General features: G+C 59.8%; 21 protein-coding genes. 4 read left to right on the top strand and 17 right to left on the bottom strand.

The window, feature by feature from the left end:
• Positions 1 to 105 precede the first annotated feature (105 nt).
• The 17 genes from ET21_RS0101260 to ET21_RS0101180 form a co-directional block, all read right to left on the bottom strand.
• Positions 106 to 336 (bottom strand): hypothetical protein, encoded by a 231-nt coding sequence (locus ET21_RS0101260; protein ID WP_020819802.1) that lies wholly within the window; start codon positions 334 to 336, stop codon positions 106 to 108.
• Positions 337 to 395: 59 nt separating this feature from the next.
• Entirely contained in the window at positions 396 to 845 is a 450-nt protein-coding gene (locus ET21_RS0101255) for a hypothetical protein (RefSeq protein ID WP_020819803.1), read from the bottom strand.
• A 39-nt stretch (positions 846 to 884) separates the two neighbouring features.
• The gene (locus ET21_RS0101250) at positions 885 to 2,069 is read right to left on the bottom strand and encodes an LPD7 domain-containing protein (RefSeq protein WP_020819804.1); all 1,185 of its coding nucleotides are present in this window, start codon (positions 2,067 to 2,069) and stop codon (positions 885 to 887) included.
• Positions 2,059 to 3,975, bottom strand: a complete 1,917-nt coding sequence (locus ET21_RS0101245; RefSeq protein WP_020819805.1) for a type IV secretory system conjugative DNA transfer family protein — start codon at positions 3,973 to 3,975, stop codon at positions 2,059 to 2,061. The genes ET21_RS0101250 and ET21_RS0101245 overlap by 11 nt, the downstream gene beginning before the upstream one ends.
• Positions 3,953 to 4,945 (bottom strand): P-type DNA transfer ATPase VirB11, encoded by a 993-nt coding sequence (virB11, locus tag ET21_RS0101240; RefSeq protein WP_011627746.1) that lies wholly within the window; start codon positions 4,943 to 4,945, stop codon positions 3,953 to 3,955. Before virB11 ends, ET21_RS0101245 begins: the two co-directional genes overlap by 23 nt.
• Positions 4,942 to 6,210, bottom strand: coding sequence for a type IV secretion system protein VirB10 (gene virB10, locus ET21_RS0101235; protein ID WP_020819806.1), 1,269 nt, complete (start codon positions 6,208 to 6,210; stop codon positions 4,942 to 4,944). The genes virB11 and virB10 overlap by 4 nt, the downstream gene beginning before the upstream one ends.
• Before the next feature lies 1 nt (position 6,211).
• Entirely contained in the window at positions 6,212 to 7,054 is an 843-nt protein-coding gene (locus ET21_RS0101230; protein WP_021225586.1) for a TrbG/VirB9 family P-type conjugative transfer protein, read from the bottom strand.
• Entirely contained in the window at positions 7,051 to 7,734 is a 684-nt protein-coding gene (locus ET21_RS0101225; RefSeq protein ID WP_004213217.1) for a virB8 family protein, read from the bottom strand. Before ET21_RS0101225 ends, ET21_RS0101230 begins: the two co-directional genes overlap by 4 nt.
• Before the next feature lie 9 nt (positions 7,735 to 7,743).
• On the bottom strand, positions 7,744 to 8,064 hold the full coding sequence (locus ET21_RS0101220; protein ID WP_020819808.1) for a hypothetical protein: 321 nt from the start codon (positions 8,062 to 8,064) through the stop codon (positions 7,744 to 7,746).
• Between the two features lie 10 nt (positions 8,065 to 8,074).
• Positions 8,075 to 9,091, bottom strand: coding sequence for a type IV secretion system protein (locus ET21_RS0101215; RefSeq protein ID WP_011627750.1), 1,017 nt, complete (start codon positions 9,089 to 9,091; stop codon positions 8,075 to 8,077).
• Between the two features lie 40 nt (positions 9,092 to 9,131).
• Positions 9,132 to 9,437 (bottom strand): hypothetical protein, encoded by a 306-nt coding sequence (locus ET21_RS0101210; RefSeq protein ID WP_011627751.1) that lies wholly within the window; start codon positions 9,435 to 9,437, stop codon positions 9,132 to 9,134.
• A 2-nt stretch (positions 9,438 to 9,439) separates the two neighbouring features.
• On the bottom strand, positions 9,440 to 10,153 hold the full coding sequence (locus tag ET21_RS0101205) for a type IV secretion system protein (RefSeq protein WP_020819810.1): 714 nt from the start codon (positions 10,151 to 10,153) through the stop codon (positions 9,440 to 9,442).
• Positions 10,154 to 10,166: 13 nt separating this feature from the next.
• Positions 10,167 to 12,551, bottom strand: coding sequence for a VirB4 family type IV secretion/conjugal transfer ATPase (locus ET21_RS0101200; protein WP_006949654.1), 2,385 nt, complete (start codon positions 12,549 to 12,551; stop codon positions 10,167 to 10,169).
• Positions 12,538 to 12,882, bottom strand: a complete 345-nt coding sequence (locus tag ET21_RS0101195; RefSeq protein ID WP_006949650.1) for a type IV secretion system protein VirB3 — start codon at positions 12,880 to 12,882, stop codon at positions 12,538 to 12,540. The genes ET21_RS0101200 and ET21_RS0101195 overlap by 14 nt, the downstream gene beginning before the upstream one ends.
• A gap of 6 nt (positions 12,883 to 12,888) precedes the next feature.
• Positions 12,889 to 13,230 (bottom strand): TrbC/VirB2 family protein, encoded by a 342-nt coding sequence (locus tag ET21_RS0101190; RefSeq protein ID WP_004213202.1) that lies wholly within the window; start codon positions 13,228 to 13,230, stop codon positions 12,889 to 12,891.
• Positions 13,231 to 13,251: 21 nt separating this feature from the next.
• Entirely contained in the window at positions 13,252 to 13,917 is a 666-nt protein-coding gene (locus tag ET21_RS0101185) for a lytic transglycosylase domain-containing protein (RefSeq protein ID WP_020819812.1), read from the bottom strand.
• Positions 13,918 to 14,314: 397 nt separating this feature from the next.
• The gene (locus ET21_RS0101180; RefSeq protein WP_020819813.1) at positions 14,315 to 14,623 is read right to left on the bottom strand and encodes a hypothetical protein; all 309 of its coding nucleotides are present in this window, start codon (positions 14,621 to 14,623) and stop codon (positions 14,315 to 14,317) included.
• A gap of 255 nt (positions 14,624 to 14,878) precedes the next feature.
• Between ET21_RS0101180 and ET21_RS27485 the strand changes: the two genes are divergently transcribed.
• The 4 genes from ET21_RS27485 to ET21_RS0101160 all read left to right on the top strand — a co-directional run.
• On the top strand, positions 14,879 to 15,031 hold the full coding sequence (locus ET21_RS27485) for a hypothetical protein (protein WP_006949649.1): 153 nt from the start codon (positions 14,879 to 14,881) through the stop codon (positions 15,029 to 15,031).
• 303 nt (positions 15,032 to 15,334) lie between these two features.
• On the top strand, positions 15,335 to 16,117 hold the full coding sequence (locus tag ET21_RS0101170; protein WP_020819815.1) for a hypothetical protein: 783 nt from the start codon (positions 15,335 to 15,337) through the stop codon (positions 16,115 to 16,117).
• Positions 16,118 to 16,228: 111 nt separating this feature from the next.
• Positions 16,229 to 17,110, top strand: a complete 882-nt coding sequence (locus tag ET21_RS0101165) for a toprim domain-containing protein (protein WP_020819816.1) — start codon at positions 16,229 to 16,231, stop codon at positions 17,108 to 17,110.
• On the top strand, positions 17,104 to 17,734 hold a 631-nt coding region (locus ET21_RS0101160), incomplete at its 3' end, for a thermonuclease family protein (RefSeq protein ID WP_156028975.1). The genes ET21_RS0101165 and ET21_RS0101160, both read left to right, overlap by 7 nt.

Raw genomic sequence — 17,734 nt, 5'->3', positions numbered from 1 at the left:
CAGAGCGACAGCCTACCTCTGACTGCCGCCAATCTTTGCAACAGAGCCGGTGATTCAGACATCAGCGGCTCGCGTACGTTTACGACCAGATTCTGCGAGGCCCCCTTACTGGCCGTGCTTGGTCCAGCCAACGCTGTTTGCGCGTTCCAAAGCGACCAAGGCGTCTGATACCGCCTTCTGCGCGACTAGAAGATAACCTTCGGCAATACTGGGCCATGTTAACTCATCGAACGGATTTGTGACGTTGCCGTTGAAATAATCGAGAGCTTCATGGGCGCGTGCAGCCGCCTCGATTACCTTGGCGGTTTGTTTCTTTGCCCTGTCAGATTTCTTCATCGTGCCTCATGAGGCCATAGCCCATCAAGAGATCGCAAGCGGTGGCAGCTGCCACCGCTCTACCTTCCGTCAGTTTTGAGCCTGCCACGATCTACGGACAGCTGGGGTATCATCGGATACTTTAAGGCTTCACGCTCCCGCGCCCGACCTTCATCTATCCCGTATGATGCGCCAATCATCAAACCTACGAAGAACACGGGGATCATGAGCAGGAGCATCGAGCCGAAGCGTGCTCTACGGCGAGAGCTTTGGATCGCGAGCGCATCACGTTGCAGCTTGAGGGCTGTTATGATCGTCTCGGTAGCAAGGGTGATTTCATGGGCGTCGTCGCCCACATTTGTAAGCAATTGCTCAACGTCCGTCAGAGGGCGTTCTACCTGTTTACCCACTTCGCTTAGATCAGACCAAGCGAGGTTTCTGGAATGAATCACGCGAAGCAAGGTTTCAATGTGACGATCGAGATCGGACACGCCTCTCGATGGCACCGGATCAGGCCGGGGAATGTTCATCGTGCGGTTTCCTGTTTCCAAAAAGCATGTGCCATGCACTTAGCGCGAGCGTGACGGCTTCCTTTCCTGCTGGCGCAGCGTCAAATCCTCGCGCGCTATGCGGGTAGCCTCGTTCTGGCGCTGTTGCTCGAAACGGGCAGCAGGGACCGGCGCGCCAACCTCAATACGCTTGGCGACAGTTTCCTTGGCCCGCTCTATGAAGCGATCCCTGTCTTCCTTTTGGGTGAACCGGGTTTTCGCTTCGATCGCTGCCGCCAGGACGTGCGATTGCGCGGCCTTGAATTGCGGGTTGGCCGCATTATCCCGATGCGAATTGCGCCGGAACTGTTCGGCCGCAGCACGAGATTCTGAGGGGTCTTGCTTTGCCATGCTCGCTCTCTTTGCCGGGTCTTGTGCTTCGCGGGCCTTATCTCGCGCCGCCAGCCTTTCTCCCTCAAGTTTAAGCTGTTCAGACGGCTTGAACCCTTTCACTTCGACCCCCGATCGCGCCGCTTCCAGATAGACCGCCTTCTTGAATTCGTCGCTTCCATGAACACGGATCGACTGCCAGCCATTGTGCTTCGCGATCGCGATAGCATCGCCAATGGCATAGTCCTTGTTGATGCGAATGCCGTCTTGGCCCTTGATCGACATATCGGGCTTGTCATCGCGGCCGCTACGGAAAAGATCATTCCCAACGCGCAGATATTTGCGTTCGAGCTGCGTGGGCAGAGCCAAGCGTGTGTCGTCAACTTGCTTGTCATCCTTTGGCGCTGCCTTCGATGGAACCTCAGCTTTCGCGGGCGCAGCACCGTCTTTGCTCTCCGCCCTGGCTCGCTCACCCTCATGGATATTGAGCGATTTATCGGCCGATGCGGTCGGAGCCGCTTCGCGCTTCGCTTGCCGGGGCCACGCATTAAGGTCGGCCCGCACTCTGCTTTCGTGTCCGCGCAATTCGTCGGCAGGCGCTCCGCGTTTCAGCGCCTTATTATACTCTTCGACAGCCGGCGTCAGATATTGCGCAACCGGCGTGGACCCATCATTGCGCCAATCCGTGGACGCCAGATAAGCGGTTTTTCCGCCTTTCTGCATCGTCAGCGCGTGGTCATATTGGTTTTCCAGCTTGGCAAATGCCTTCATGGCATCGGGGAATCTCGCAAAGGTTTCCTTGCTGTTCCCAGGGCCAAGAATTTCGTAGGAGCGCGGCGTCTTTGCTTGGCGTTCGCTGTTGTCATTATCGGCCATATTCTTCTCCTTCACTCAGAACTAGATCCCGGCGCTGACCTTCCCACTCCTCTTTCGTCGGGTCGGGACCAATAATGTCGTCGAAGTTGATTTCATCGAAAGCCATGCTGCCGTCCTTCACTGTCAGGTTCGGCATATCGCGATCGAGGGCGAGAACGTCTTCGGGAATGTCCTGCACCTGGTCATCGGCCAGTGCGGAATAATCATTGAAAGCCGCCAGCTCTTCATCGCTCAGATCATCGACGGCCGCGATCGGCGCGACCGGCTTGGGCAGCGCCGGCACTTCCGGCGCAGGCGTCAAGCGCGAGCGGAACACGGCATCCTTGAAGTAGCGGATTTTCTTCCCGCGAATGACGGGGATGCCGCCCCGGATGACGAGTATATCGTCTTCGGGCAGCTGCATCAGCTCTTGCGGGAGCATCAGCGCGCGGCGCTGTTCGGAGATCGTCTTGCTTCGATTGGCGAGCAATCCATGTATCGTCAGGGACCGGCTTTCCGCATCCTGACCAAGATAGCCGAGGCGTTCGGACAGTTCCTTTGCGACCCGCAGCTCCTTCGGCGTGAAAGCAATTTCGACCCCGCAGTTTGATACGATTTCGTCCGCGCCATGCTCACCATAGACATTCCGCAGCTGGGAGCGGGACTGGATGACGGGGAGCAGACGCAGCCCATAGCCGCGCACATAGGAGAACGCATTGGCAATGACCTGGGCGCGGCCGAGCCGCGCAAATTCGTCCAGAATGAGCAGCACGGATAGCTTTTCACCATCGTCGGGCAGTTGCCGCGTGTTGAGGTCGATCAGCTGTTGGAAAAACAGATTGTAGAGCGGCGCGACCCTATCGAGTTCATCCGGCGAGACACCGAGATAGATCGAGGTCGGGATGCGGCGAAGGTCCGTCAGGGAAAAGTCGCTTTCGGCCGTCGCGCGATCGACAATCGGATTGATCCAGAGATTGAGCTTGGAGGTGACGGTCTGGATAATGCCGGTGAATGTGTTGTCTGCGCTGGACGTAAAATCGCTCAACGCAGCGCGGCACCCTTCCGATAGCGCACCATCGCCGGCTTCCTTGGCGAAGAATGCCTTCATCCCCGGCATCGTGATGGTCCGGTAGATCTCGCCAAACGAGAAGGGACGTTCAGGCTTGGCCGCGATCCACGATGCTATGCCGACAAAGGCCGTGCGGGCTGATTCCGTCCAGAATGCCTCGCCCTTCTCCGGGGGCACAAAGAGCATCGTGGCGATCTTCTGCAATTCGACCAGGACCTCAATCGGGTCGGACCTGTTGATATAGCTGAGCGGGTTGTAGCGGGCCGTGCGGCCTTCCCTGTCCGTAGGGTTGAACAGCACAACCTTTTGGCCGCCCTTGCGGCGGAAACCCGCCGTGATTTCGTAGTTCTCACGCTTAATATCGAGCACGACAACCGAATCCGGCCATTGCAACAGATTGGGAATGACGATGCCGACGCCCTTGCCCGATCCGGTCGGGGCTTCGAGCAATACATGCTCCATCTTGCCCACCATGAGAAAGCCGTTGCGGAAAAAGCCATTGCGGACGCGGCCGAGCACAATGCCCTTTTTCGCGCGAAGGCCCGCCTTGCGGATTTCACCTTCGCGCGCGAAACGCGCCTCGCCGTGAAGGTTCTTTTTCGGCCGCAAGACGATCGCCATGAGCAACACCGGCAGCGGCACGCCGATGACCGCGCCTCGCCAAAGCGCTTCGGTCACGACAGGATCATGCCGATAATACCAGAAGAAGCCGGGAAGGGTGAGCGGATCGTAGGCCGCGGCGGGCATCTTGAGGAAGAACCACGCCACCGTGCCGGTCAGCAGGCCGATCAGCAGGAGCGTGATCGGAAGGAGGACAAGGGCCAGTGCGAGCCTGTTAGAGCCTGTTTTCTGGATCAAAATATATCTCCGTCACGCGAAAGCGGCCTTCGACCTTCTTGGTCTGCACGACCACATCAACCAGCAGCTTGAGCAGGCTGCGAATGTCGTCACGGGCCAGATCGGCGCCGCCCTCGCTTTCCTTGACCAGCAATGTCAGCTGTTCGAACGCGAGTTCGGCCGAGTCCGCATGGATCGTCGTGATCGAGCCGGGGTGGCCTGAGTTGACGTTGCGGAGATAGAAGAACGCGGTGCCGTCGCGCAGCTCCTGCAACAGTATCCGGTCAGGCCGCATACGCAGGGCCGATTCCAGAAGATCCTTTGCAGAGATTTTCGCGGTGCCCTGCTTGTCCTTCGCGTAGAGCATGTGGACCACGTTGCGATGCGGAACGACCAATTCGCGCGTGTCTTCGATCGTCAGCAGCCGCTCATGCGGCGGAATGAGCTGGATCAGCCCTTTAGAGAGCGTCGTCTTTCCCGAGCCGGTAGCGCCGGAAATCAGGATATTCTTGCGGCCCTGGACCGCCTTCTGGAAAAATTCGACGTGCTTCCCTGCGTCGAGCAGATCGCGCAATTCAACATCGAGCGGCGAGACTTGCCGGGTTGCGATCTTCGTCTCGCTAAACAGCCCACCGCGCTCGAAATCCTCCATCGTCAACGTCACCGATGACGGCTTGCGGATGGTGATGGACACTGTGCCGGCAGGGACAGCAGGCGGCACAACCAGCTGCACACGCTCGCCGCTGGGGAGGATTGTGGAGCAGATCGGCGTGGACTGGCTTATGTCCTGATGCGTGAAAGCCGCCGCTGCCCGCGCGAGCGCGAGCAGCGACTTTTCATTCAGGTCGGGCAATGTCTCCCAGGACCACCCATCGCGCGTTTCAATTGCCGCCTCGCCAGCCTTGTTAATCACCAGCTCCGTTACGTCCTCACGCGCGAGCAGAGGGCGCAACGGCAGCAAGGCGTTTTCGAGGACAGCCGTATTGCTCATTGGCCGCGCCGAAGCCGAAGGCCGTAGATGTTGGAGAAATCGAAGTCGCGCGCGACCATGATCCCCACTTCCGCGCCCTGATTGATGCGAAGCACCGGCTGAATCTGCATCGTGTCCCGCAAGATCGTGTCCGACGCTTGGCTGGGAACCCGAGTGACATTATCCGCGTCGGAGACTTCCGAGGCGGCGATCGAGGCGGCATCGTTAAGCGAGCTGAACAGCAACGCCGCCCCAAAGCGTTCCCAAAAAAAGTTCTTCACGCCGCCTGCCATGCCTGAACGGCCAAGCGCATCGCTGGCGGGCGAGCCTACGTCGATCGCCACGCCGCGAGGCGTGACCGCGCGGTTCCATACCGCAAAGAGACGATATTTGCCGCGCTGGACGCCGGTTTGATATTCGCCCAGGACGCGCGTTCCCTTTTCCAGCAGAACGACGCGGCCGTTGTCCGAATAAATGTCGCGGGGAATGATGCAGCTGACATATCCGGGCTGACTGGAATCCATCGCCGTTTGCAGCACGCACGGAATGAACGACCCTGCGAGGATCAGCATATCGCGGTTGCCAATGTCGCGGCCTGAAACCCGATCAATTTGCGAGGTCTGGCGCATGTTTTCGAGATTGGTCCGGCGCGATCCGCCCTGTCCATCGCCATCGGCCGACGCGCCAAGCAACTGCGCGCCCTGTCCTCCTGTGCCGCCGCCCATGGGCAGGCCGGTGGCAGCTGCCACCGCTCCGCCGACCCCACCGCCGTTTTCGCCACCATAGGCCATAATTCCGGCGCGGCGCTGCGCCTCTGCGATGACTTGCCCCTCAGACTTTTGGGGGCGACCGCTTGCACCGGCTGTGCGGGGCGCTTGGCTTCCATCAAGCGCCGGCACTTCCGTCATGGGCACCGGCGCGTTCGGATCATTCGGCGCATCGGCAAGCGTTGGGGCTATGATTGACTTCGGATCGTAGTTGGCGAGCTGCCTTTCATCCGGCTTTTCCGCTTTCTCGGCTTTTTCGGTTGGATCGCTCCGCATTGCGTCGATGGTGCTAAAACCGAGCACAATCGCGCCGCAGGCCACCGCCGCGAGAACGACCGCCTTTTTGGGGTCGATCGACCTGTTCGGAAGGGCGGCAATCTTGGCCTGACGTTCGCTTTGCCGCTCAATGTCTTCCGGATCGGGCACCGGCTCTGATGCAAGGGGCCGGTTTTCGACCGTCTCGCCCTGCGAAATGATGTTGTCGCCATGCGGCGCGTTGTCATGATCGTTCGCAGCCATTTTATTGAACCCCCGTGGTTCGCTCGACCAGGCCAGAGGCCGTGTCAGTTTTGGGATCGCGCCCGTAATAGTCGGTTTTCTGATTGTGGATGCAGAGCACTTCGAGGCCCCGGCGCAGCCGGATTGTTCTGTAAACCCCGTGCAGCACCACATATTCATCGCGCACATCGAAGGAGGCGATGGCTTCCGATCCATCAGGATTGACGATGAAGAACGCCGGCAACTCACGCTGGTTGGGAAAGCGCATTACCGTGAACTGTCCGTTGTCAGACACTTCGGAGGGCTGGATGGCGGTCGATCCTTGCATGATGTAGTCGGCGTTGCGCGTGCCTTCCAGCACGCCAATATCGAGCGCGGACTTCACCGCGCCGCGTTCCATGGCTTTCAGCTGGGCCAGCTGGGCCATTGCGGCTTGCGCCTGCGCTTCCGCTGCTTCCTGTTCAGGATAGCGGAAAACGACCGTATAGAAGCCGCTGCCCCGCTGCGTTGGCGACAGAGCGAAGCGGTAGCTGCGCGGGCCATAGCGCGAACGGGTTATGACCGTCAGGTTCGTGCGACCCGCGCGCTCGCGCGGTTTGATAAAGAGCGAATTGGCAGCCGGTGCGACTTCCCAGGACACGGTATCGCCCAGCGCCACATGCTCGACCACTTCATCCTTGGCGAAGACGATTTCCGTGGCGATGCGGAACACGCCCGGAATCTCATAGACTTGCCGATCATTGTAGTTCGCTTCACGAACCCGGTGATCGAGCACCGTCGCATGGGGCGTTTCTTCGGCCATCGCCGGCGACGCAGCCAGCGCGATCGCGAGCGCAAACGGGGCGCTCCACTTCAACACGGTCATTGGGGCACCTCCACGTCAGCGCGATAGCTCTCGACCTGATAGCCAAGCGGATTCTTGAAGCGGTCCACTTCCTTGCTCGGCGTGCCATCGACCTTGTATTTGATGGTCGCGACGGCATCGGTTTTGGTCGAGTTCGAGCCGGTCACAGATTCCTTGGTAAAATAGACCTGCGCGACGTTGCCGCCCAGGAACGACACCCGCTTGATCTCGACAAAAACATCAGTGCGGTTCGCAAGGATGTTTTGCGGGCTTTGGGGATTGTCGGTCTTGTAGAAGCGTGACCACCGATCCTGTTCGGGCCGCGCCGACATGACCATGACCGCATCGAAATATTCTTCGCGAGCGGCCGCTATCCAGCCTTCGCGATAGCGGACATAGGTAGCGAGGAAATACTTACGGACCGCCTCGTCATAGGTGATCGTCGCGTCACCGTGGAGCTTGGCGGCGATCGACGCCTCGCCCGTGTTACGGTCCACCGTGATAACATATGGCTCGACCGTTTTCAGAGGCGTCAGGGCTGCAACGGCCACAACGCCAGCAGTCGCCAGGGCGCCAGCAACGCCAGCGACGACCCACGCCAGCTTTTTGGAGCGCTCGGCCGCCGCAAGCTTGTCACGTTCCCAGCTTGCAGCCTCTTCAAAATAGGCTTTCAGCTCGTCCTTTGGAATACCAACTGCCATCGTAACACCTCAGCAATTCGAGTAGATCGGGCCGCGCAGCGAGGCGCTTAGACGCGGCACTTCGACCGCCCGCGATGCGTCCGACTGTTCATTGCCCGGAGTGGCAGGGTCTGCCGGGGCAGCGTCCGGCGTTGCCGGTGCGCCCTGGTTGAACACGTCCACATTCGCCGGGGCGGTTCGCTGCGCGGCCTGATCCGGGATCGAGGGAAGGGTAAGCCCATGCGGATTTGCGGGCCGCATCGGCCCCTCGCATTTGGCTGGTTTTTTGACGGGCTGACCGGCGCAGGCCGCCAGCGCCAGGCAGATTCCGAGTCCAAGCAACTTGCGCATATTCGTTCCCTCAAGCTCTGGTGATTGTGTTTCGGTTGCGCCAACGGCGAACCGCCGACGAGAAGCCCCGACCCATGCTGGCCCCCATGGCGCGGGCATCGCTGGCCGCGTGGCCTGCGCCCGTTGCCACAGCCCCGCCCCCGCTCATCACGGCGTTACCGAACTGCGATACCATCGCAGCAGCACCGCCACCCAGCGAGGCCGCAATTCCGGGGATTTGTAGGAAGAAGAAGCACGCGAGGACGTAGAAGGCGATGATGCGAACGCATGTGTCCCAAACGTGCTCAAACTGACCGTCGAAGGATGCTGTTGCGGATTCCGCGACGTTGGCGACGACGAGCACCAGCAACAGCGCGAACAAGGACAGCATCAAGAAATTCAGGACGCTACCGAGCCACGAGAAGAAGTAGCTTCTGGTGGAATCGAAGAGGAGCGCCCCGACGAAGATCGGACCAACCACCGCCAGACAGGCGAGCGCGAACAGCGCATAGAGCACGATCACAAAGCCAACCGCGAGCGCGAACAACGCGGCTACAGCGGTTAGCAAGATGATGATGGTTGCGCCGATACACAGGATGATCGCAGTCGCTGCCCCCTGCAAATCCCACATGCTGGCGTTCTGCTCAGCATATTCCTTGGTGGCATCCTGCATCCCTATCAGAGCAACATCGACGCGCGCCCACATCGTATCAAACGACCCACCGACGCCATTTGGCGAGTTCCCGATGATTGAGGCAAACTCATTAGGCAGCCCCGTCACGATCATTTGTGCAATTGATGCCCCGTAAAGGCTTGTCACAGCCCAATAAAGTGCAGCGAGCATTAGGGAGCGATAGACGTATTCGCGGAATGGGTATTGCACAGCACCGCGCATGATAGCGTAGCCGAGCAGTATGATATAAATCACCATTCCCGTGCGGAGCGGCCCAGCGATCCAGCCAACAAACCCAGCGTAGTTTGAAACCACAGACGAGTTGAGTTCGTTGACAAAGCCCTGATAGGCATTCGTGAATAGATCGTATTCCACCAGATCGCTCCGCGTTATTATTCAATCGACCTTCGAGCTGTCACATTCCCGCCGCTTTGCGTGCGCGAGCCATCTGATCTTCTCGGTCACGGGAATATTTGATCGAGGCGATGGCAGACTTGATGCCTCCGCAATTCTTGGCGACGGGAATGGGAAGATCGGATTGTTTGAGTTCGCTGTTCATGATCTTGTCGCACTCCGATACGATCACCGGAATTTGATCTTCGTTGGCTTTGAGCCATTCCACGTCGTGGTAGGTCATGAGGATTTCAGGGAAAACGGGTGCGCGTTGGCAGCCGGCGATTATGCCGGCTGCGCTCAATGCTACTAAGGCCATCTTCCGCATTCTTACATTCCCGCCGCTGCCCGCGCGCGGGCCAGTTGCTCTTCACGATCGCGGGAATAGCTGGAGAGGGCTTCCGCCGTTTTGGCCGCTTGTTCGGCCCGACGCGCCCGCTCCATGGCATCGACGCGGAGCTGGTCGTTCATCATGGACGCGCTTTCAAGCTGGATGCGCGCTTGAAGGTCAGCGACTTCCTTGGCCGTTGATGCCGAAGCTAGGCGGCTGCGCAGCTCTTCCAGGCCTTCGCCACGCGATGTGGCCGCTTCGCCCATCCCTTCGGCCATGGCCTTGTCCATCGCGATCGAGCGCGCGGACTGATAGCGAACATCAGTCTGATCGCCATTCGCGGACACGCCGAGACGTTCGAGCATGTCCTGATAGATCGCATCAGATCGCCCGCCATAGCTGCCGCCGCCGCCAAAATCGCCGCGCGCCATGCGTTCGAGCGAGTTCACATCGACGCCGAGCGTGCGAAGCGAATCCGTCTTGAGCTGGTTGGCGATCGAGGAAACATCGGTCAGCTGGTTCAACCCTTGGTAGAGCTGCTGCGCTTCCGCAATCTGCTGGCGACCTTGCTCGATCATCTGCATGGTCTTCTGGATTTGTTCGATATGCTTGAGCACGGACGTGCTATCGAACACAGGGATACCCTGCGCACTGGCTGGCGTCGCGGCCGCAAGGCTCCCGATCGACACAGCCGCCAAGAAAAGCTGCTTCATAGTCTCACTCCTTTCAGCTTGGGCGCCGGCGCCGGTGAAATTCCGGCAACCAGAGCTTCGGATCATTGCCCAATTCGGCAATCACTTCGCGGGCCACGCCCGTTGTCTCAGCGCGCCCCGACAGCACGGCCAGTTCATCGTCCATGCCAATGAGATCCAGGCCGACCACAACGGAGTCATGGCCCTGCTTCACAAGGAATTTGCGGCTTTCCGGCGACAGCTCTTCGCGCACCAGCTTAAATTCCGCCTCCGACAGCGAGAAGCCTTCGATGTAATCCCGGCGCTGGCCGAACGGATTGGGCAGGAAGATTTTCGTCGCTACCTGCTCCAAGATCGAATGGCTGATCGTGGACCGCAGCGCGTCTGCAGGCGACTGCGTTGCAAAGACGAGGAACGCGTTGCGCTTGCGGTATGTCTTGAGGCCATCCTGCGCAAATGCTGTGAACGCCGGATCGGCCAGCGCCTTCCAAAATTCGTCAATCGCAATCACCATGCGCTCGCCTGTCAGGAGCGCGTCTATCCGCTCGAACAGGTAGAGCATGACCGGCGTGCGGATTTCCGCGTTTTCGAGGAAGTCGGTCATATCGAAGCCCACGAAACGGGCTTCGAGCGACATGGAATCTTCCTCATTATCGAAAACCCAGCCAAGGTTCCCCTCGGAGGTCCACTTGACCAGGCGCGCGCCGACGCCGCCCGAGTCCGACATACCGAGCATGGTCCGCAGCGCCGACAGCGAGCGTTGCTCGCGCGGCAGCTTCATCACGGCTTCAATGCCATCGTCGATCAGGTGCGATTCCTGCACCGTGATCGGCGCACCCTCTTGCTTGACCAGCTGGCGGATGAAGCGACCGAGGAACGCGCGATGAGAAGCCGTATTGTCGAGCGCCTTGAGCGGAGCGAAGCCCGTAGGTTCTCCGTTCCGCAGCGCTAGATAGGTGCCGCCACTGGCGCGAACAAAAATCTCCGCGCCCTGATCCTTGTCGATGAAGATATGGCGTGCGTTGAACTTTTCGAGCTGCGCCATCAGGAAGTTGACCAGCACCGTCTTGCCGCCGCCCGATGGACCAATGACCATCGAATGGCCCAGGTCCGCCGAATGGAAATTGAAGTAATATGGGCTGCGCGCGCTTGTCTTGAGCAGCGCGACCGCAGGCCCCCAATGATTGCCGTCCTCGTGCCCTGCCGGGAACGTATGGAACGGTGAGAAGGCCGAGAAATTATAGGACGTGATCGGCGCAGGGCGCGCCCGCCACGCGAAGTTGCCGACCAGCTGCGACCAATAGGCAGCTTCCAGCGCGGCGCTTTCACGGGCGGCGACCATGCCCGTATCGGCCAGCGCAGCGCGCGCGATCGACATGTTATCGCGCAGCTTCTTCAAATCTTCCGCGAACACCGTCAGCGTGAAATGATGGTCCCCCAGCACAAAGCGGTTCGATTGCAAATCGTCGGCCGCGTCGATCAGCTCATCCATCTGGCTGATCGCCTTGTCACCGGCGTTCGCCATTTGGGTCTGGCGAAGCCGAAACCGTTCTGTTGCCGCTGTGCGCGACAGGAACGTGAACGACTGCGTTATGGCGAGGCTGAAATCGACCGAAAGCAGCGATTCAAACTGGCGCGGCGTTGTCGATGACGGATACTCGCGAATGCCGAAAATGCCGCCGAACATCGAATGATCGGCGTCGCGGACCTCAAATGTCTCAGCACCGATGATGGCACGGCTCGCATAGAGCGCCGAGCCGAGACGGCCACGGACCAGAGGACAGCGCCGATAGCGCCCGGTCATCACCTGGTTCAATATTTCCAGCGGTTCGGAGAACAGGAGACCCCGGTGCTCATAGATGCCGACACGGCGCGGGCGAACGCGCAGCAGCAGCTTTTCCAGATCGCGCACCTTGTCTTCCAGCAGCTCTAGAGCTTCCGCGATATTGGCGTTCTTGTCCTCCTGCTTCTTGCGCAGGAAATCCATCAGCTTGTCAGTCGCGTTTGCTGTTGGGCGGATCACGACCGTCATGAAGAAGCGGTTGCGGAACATGCGTTCGGCCGTCATCCGCTCATAGTATTTTTGATCGAGCTTCGCGGCGAAATGCGAGCGGAACGTGCCGCCTGGATAGTCGCGCACGCGCATCCGCAACATGTGCGTCCAGATCGAAAGCCGCTCGTCATGAATATTGCGCCAGACCCCGTTGAGGCGCGTGTGCCAATCGTTCAGATCGCGCACGTCCGAAGTCTCGAAGGGCCGTCCATCCAGTTCGAGCATGAGCATCAGATCGCCGTTATCGAGGGCGACCACATGCTCATTGACATGCCGCGAATACGGCAAGAATTTCTCGGGCATTTCCTCCCGCTTGGCCTTGTCAAAAGGCACCTTCTCCGCGAGCGCGCTCTTACCGAACACCACGACCAAATCCCTTTCGCTTGATTCCGTAGAGCGGCAGCGGCGTGTAGCTCGACCCACCCCAAAAGACGCGGTTCCGGTTCGCCGCTTTGGTCCGGCCCCACAGGAAGATCAGCCGGAATGCGTTCACGTCATGCCGAACGATAAGCCGCGCCATCGCATAAAGCGCGACGGCGGCCGCGCCGCCGTAGAGAGGATTGCCCGAACCAACCAACGTGATTGCGCCCGCCATGATGATGAGCGCGCCCGCCTCAATGGGAACACCCGCCCACAAAGCGGGGCGGGTGACGGCCAAGAACAGCGGGTCTTTTGTCATTTCTTCCTGACCGTCCATCCCCGATCACCCCGTAATCGTGTCGACGATCCAAGGCGCGGAGAACACGATCACCACGCCAACTACGACCGTGACGAGCATCTGCACCGACGCGCGGCCCAGGAACCACAGAAGGCCGACGACGATGATCGCGATGATCGCCAGCGTGCGGAGCAAACCGTTGCTCAGCAGGCCGAGAATATTGTCGGCCAGGCCTTCAAAGTTTGCCTGCGCAAAAGCCGGCTCCGCTACGAGCAGGCTTGCCAGCAGCGACAGGGGCAGCGCGCGCGCCATGAGCGGCGAGGGCTTGAGACGCGCGAGCAGCGCATCGAGCCGGGATTCAGCCTTGATCTTCCAGATACGAAACATTCGACAACTCCTATCTTCGCCTTACGAACCAATCCGCGCGTGTTGGGCGCGGCCGAAAACATCCCACGCAGGCGGTGGAGGCGGTGGAGCCGCCTCCATGTTCTCCGCTGCGATTTCCGCCAGCTCCACCGGCACACGACCGGCGCCAGTGTCGCTCACGGCGGCGCTGGCGGGCTGATCGCCTACGATGACAGTCGGGATTGCGGTCGCAGGCCGACCGCTGACGCGGCGACCTGCGTTCTCCACGCGGGCGACATAGCCGTTGCGGAAACCTCTCGATTGAGAGCCTGTGTTATACATGCTGAGTGCGACCCGAAGGGCCTCTTGCGGGGTGCGCCCCGTCTTGGCCGAACGGAAATTGGACAGGAGCACCCGCCCTGCCGCTTCGACATTGGCGCACTGCTTGAAAACAGTGTCCCACGTCAGGCCGAGCCAGCCCATGTTGCGTGAATTGATTTGGCCGAGGCCGAGATCCACGCTGTAGCCGCGAGCCACATAGGAGCGCGCGGTTGCGATGGCCTCAGCCTCATTACGCGGACGGCGCGGCTGACTGGCCACGCCGTTGACGTTGATCGCAAACACATAGTTCGAAGATTCCGCATCCACGATCGCGGCGATCGTATGCGGTGCTACTGCTGGGGCGCATTGCGCCGCCAGCGAAAGAACGGCTCCGGTTTCGAGGAACACGTTCCCGCTCCCGGTCAGTTGCGCGGCTGATAGTAGGTCTGTTGCCGCCCGTCAGTCCAAGTGACCGTCAAGCGACCAGGCCTCCCATCATCCGGCTTCTTATATTTTGTCTTGGCGATACCCCCGCCCGTGCATGTCGGGAAGCTGCCGCCGAGAGCCAGCACCCGCCACAGTTTCGTTATCGGTGGAACACAGGCTGGATATTGCGTCGGACCACCCGGGTTGGAGATGCACAGAACAACCTCACATGCCCAAGTATTATCCGACGCTACAGCGGGGGTCGATTGCACCGCAGCCCCCACCAAGGCGGCCGCGAGCGCGAAATTAAAAGCTTTCATCGCTTTCTCCCTCGTCATCGAGATTTATGCACATATCACGATGAGGGGGAAAGGGAAGCCTAAAACGCCAATTTGTTGCTGCATTGTTTGTCGGGGACCAATCGGATATGGTCATCCTCATATCCGTAATCGAGCACGACATGCCGCACGGCACTTGACAGTCGCTTGTATGTTTTAAGCGTCGGTTGTTCGAATAGGCAGACATTCAGCCACTTATCGCCATGCCACGATACTTTAACGTTGATGATCCATTCACTCGACGGCAACTGCGCAATCTCGACCGCTTGGATCATTCCCCCAGCGGGGCGGCGGGTGGTTAGTTCGCGTTCCAGGATCGGATCATACTGCCAATCGTCGCTATGCGGCATCGTGATTTGTTCCCTTTTACCGATAAGGATATGTCTATCCTCGCTTTGACGGCGAGGGCAACCCGGCTTGTCCTCTCTTGCCGTGCAACCACATTACAGCCATTAAGCGTGTCAACACGCTTATTCCGGCACCACATCAACCTCTTGTGTTTTAGACCTATGGCTCGCCCGAAAAGACAGGAAGACCCCCTTCTCCCGGTTCCCTTGCCCCGGCGTCGGCCGAGCCGCGCGAACACGCGCAATCTCGCAGCGTCGGTGAAACCCGAGCTGGCGGCAGAGATCAAAAACCTTGCTGAGCGCGAACAAACGTCCGTTGCCGCCCTGGTCGAAGAGGCGACGATTAATCTCTTGAAAGCACGCGGGATCGAATATCCCGACTATCTGCGCCACTACCGCAAGTTGGCGTGACGAGCGCGTTATAAGCGTGCGCGCACGCTTATTCTTGCCAACCCCTTAAACTTGAGCCAGTTATGACGCGCTGATTCCGCCTTGGAGTCGGCGATTCATCTGTTGCGTGCGGGGTGGCTCCCCGAGGCGACAGGGCAACAAAAAACCCTCGCTTGGCTGAGCGAGGGCTGTTTGTGCCACCGAAGGTGAGCGCGTCTAACTTGGCTCCCTTTATCGGTGGTGCGGCAGCGAAAGTCAATCTCGAAAGCGTGCTTTCGGGAGCGATGGCGCTTGGCCTCGCGGGACCGACGAAGGGAGGTCCGCATGACCACTTCCATAGGCGCCGTGCTGCGTAGCACTGGCCTCGCCACGATCGACCGCGCCTTGCTAGCGCGTGCCGAAAAACCGCGCGTCAAAGTCTGGGCCGGCAGCATCGCCGTAGGCCACGAGAAGCGGGCGAAGGCCTACACGCCGATCCGCAATGCTCGCCAGATGCGCGAGATGATCGAAGCCGCAAAGCTCTACGAGCGGCAGACGCTCGCGCAGCGGCGGACAACCACGCCGCGCATTCGTAACGGTGCGATCGGACAGGCCGGCATCCAGATTATCGAGTTCCTGGCCCGCGTCATCGACTATAGCACCGGCGCGTTGTTCCCCAGCCTTCACACCATCATGGAGGGAACCGGCCTCAGCAAAAATTGCGTCGTTCAGGCGCTTTCGCGCCTCAAAGAGGCGCGCATTATCGACTGGTTCCGGCGCTACGAGCCGGTTCCCGATCACGAAGCGCAAGGCGCTGGCCCGCGCATCAAGCAGGCCACGAACGCCTATCGCTTCCTCTTCCCCGCCTTCCTCTCCAAAATCTTCGCCGCTCGCCGCCGTCGCGGCATCGCGGCTGACCCAGCCCCCGCTTGCGAACAGTATCGCCAGATCGAGGCGGCGCGCGACATGGAGCGCATGAGGGATCAGCTGCCCCTATGGGAGCTAACCCGCGAAGAGCGGGACAAGCGCGAGCTGGCCGATATTCTCGCCAGCTTGGGCGAAGCGATTGAGGCCAAAGAACGTGAGTCATTCGCAAGTGAAGATACCCGGCGGAGATATTTATATTGAATGGCCCTAGTCGGGCCATGCGCGATATTGGCATATATCCCGACCGTTTGCCCGCCTCCGTGAAATGTGTATAAATCCCAATGTCGGGATACCGTTGACGAAAGAAGTTCGATGCAGATGGACGTCGAAGCACGCGCACGTCAGATCGTAGCGGATATGGGCGGCCACTGGCGCGGCTCATATGGCATGGTTTGCTGCCCAGCCCACAACGACCGCAATCCGTCGCTCCAAGTCACCCCCGGCAAGAAGGCCGTCCTGTTCAAATGTTGGGCCGGTTGCAGCCAGGAAGCCGTATGGTCCGCGCTCAACAGCCGCAAAATCAATCGTCACACCAGCGGCGAGACGGTCGATCGCGCGCCCGAACCGTCGCGCCGGAAGCTCGCCCTGCACCTATGGGATTCCGCCGTGCCGATCGCAGGCACCGCGGCTGAACGCTACCTGCGTTCGCGCGCGATCGACCCGGTCGGCCTCAAGGTCCGCTTTGCTCCGCGTTGCATCGTTGGCCCGCCCGACGCCCGCGAAGAGCATCCTGCCCTTCTCGTGCCGTTCGAGGCCGACGAAGGCATAATCGCCGTGCAGCGGATCTTGCTCGATCCAGCAACGGGCGAGAAACGCTACCATGCGGCGTTGCGCGAGGCGAAGTTGACACTCGGCCTGGTCCGACACGCCGCGATGCGGATCGGCGGCCAGCCAACCGGCGATGTTCTGCGCCTCGCGGAAGGCTTCGAGGAAGCCGTTTCCGTCACCCAGCTTAGTGACGGAAAATTCAAGGTGTGGGGCGCTGGCGGCATTCGCCGCTATGGCCTGATCGCGATTCCGGAACGCATCCGCAAAATCGTCATCTACTCGCAACACGGCCAGGAAGCTGCACAGGCCATAGAGGACGCGCGCGACCATCTCACCGCCAACGACCGCGAACTGAAAATCATCCTCCCGCCGGCCCCGGCGCCGATGGACTGGAACGACATTCTTCAGGAGAGAGCCAGGTGCTGATCCGAGGTTTCAAAAAATGGCCGCGAAATCAGCAAATCGCGTTGCCAATTCTCTCTGTTTTCGCCTTCGGTGCGCTGTTCAATCAGATGCAAGCAAGGAATAGCGAGCCAGTTTCGATCCACGTCGAGAACCCGCGCATTATCGACGGCGATACGCTCGAAACGCTCGATAAAAAGCGGGTGCGGTTGTCGGGAATCGATGCGCCGGATGAGGACGGTAAGGGCAATGTGCCCAAGATCGCAGCGCAGCTCTATTTGGAAGAGCTGGTGAAGCAAAATGGCGGCATGGATTGCACCAGCGATTTTCAGGACGAAAAGCTGACGATCGAGCCGATATGCAACACGCGGCGGACAAGCTGGGGCCGGTCTAACCTGTCGTGCCGGTTTCGGTCGAATGGGGCATCTGTTTCGGCAACGATGGTGCGCCATGGATATGCCGTTGATTACAGGCAACATTCAGGGCTGGCCTATGCCCGTTTCATGAAAGATGCAGCCGACGAGCGGCGAGGCCTTTGGGGTGTCGATTACGAGGCGATGAGGAATCTGGCGATCGAGAGGGGCCAGTTGCCGAACAAGGCCCAGTCGGCCCGAAGCTGCGATTTTGGCCATGTTGAAGAACAAAGAT

Origin of the sequence: Sphingobium sp. DC-2, assembly GCF_000722555.1 — a bacterium.
Classification (GTDB): domain Bacteria; phylum Pseudomonadota; class Alphaproteobacteria; order Sphingomonadales; family Sphingomonadaceae; genus Sphingobium; species Sphingobium quisquiliarum.
Note: the sequence above shows the minus strand (reverse complement) of the source record. Positions and strands in the feature narration are given on the sequence as shown.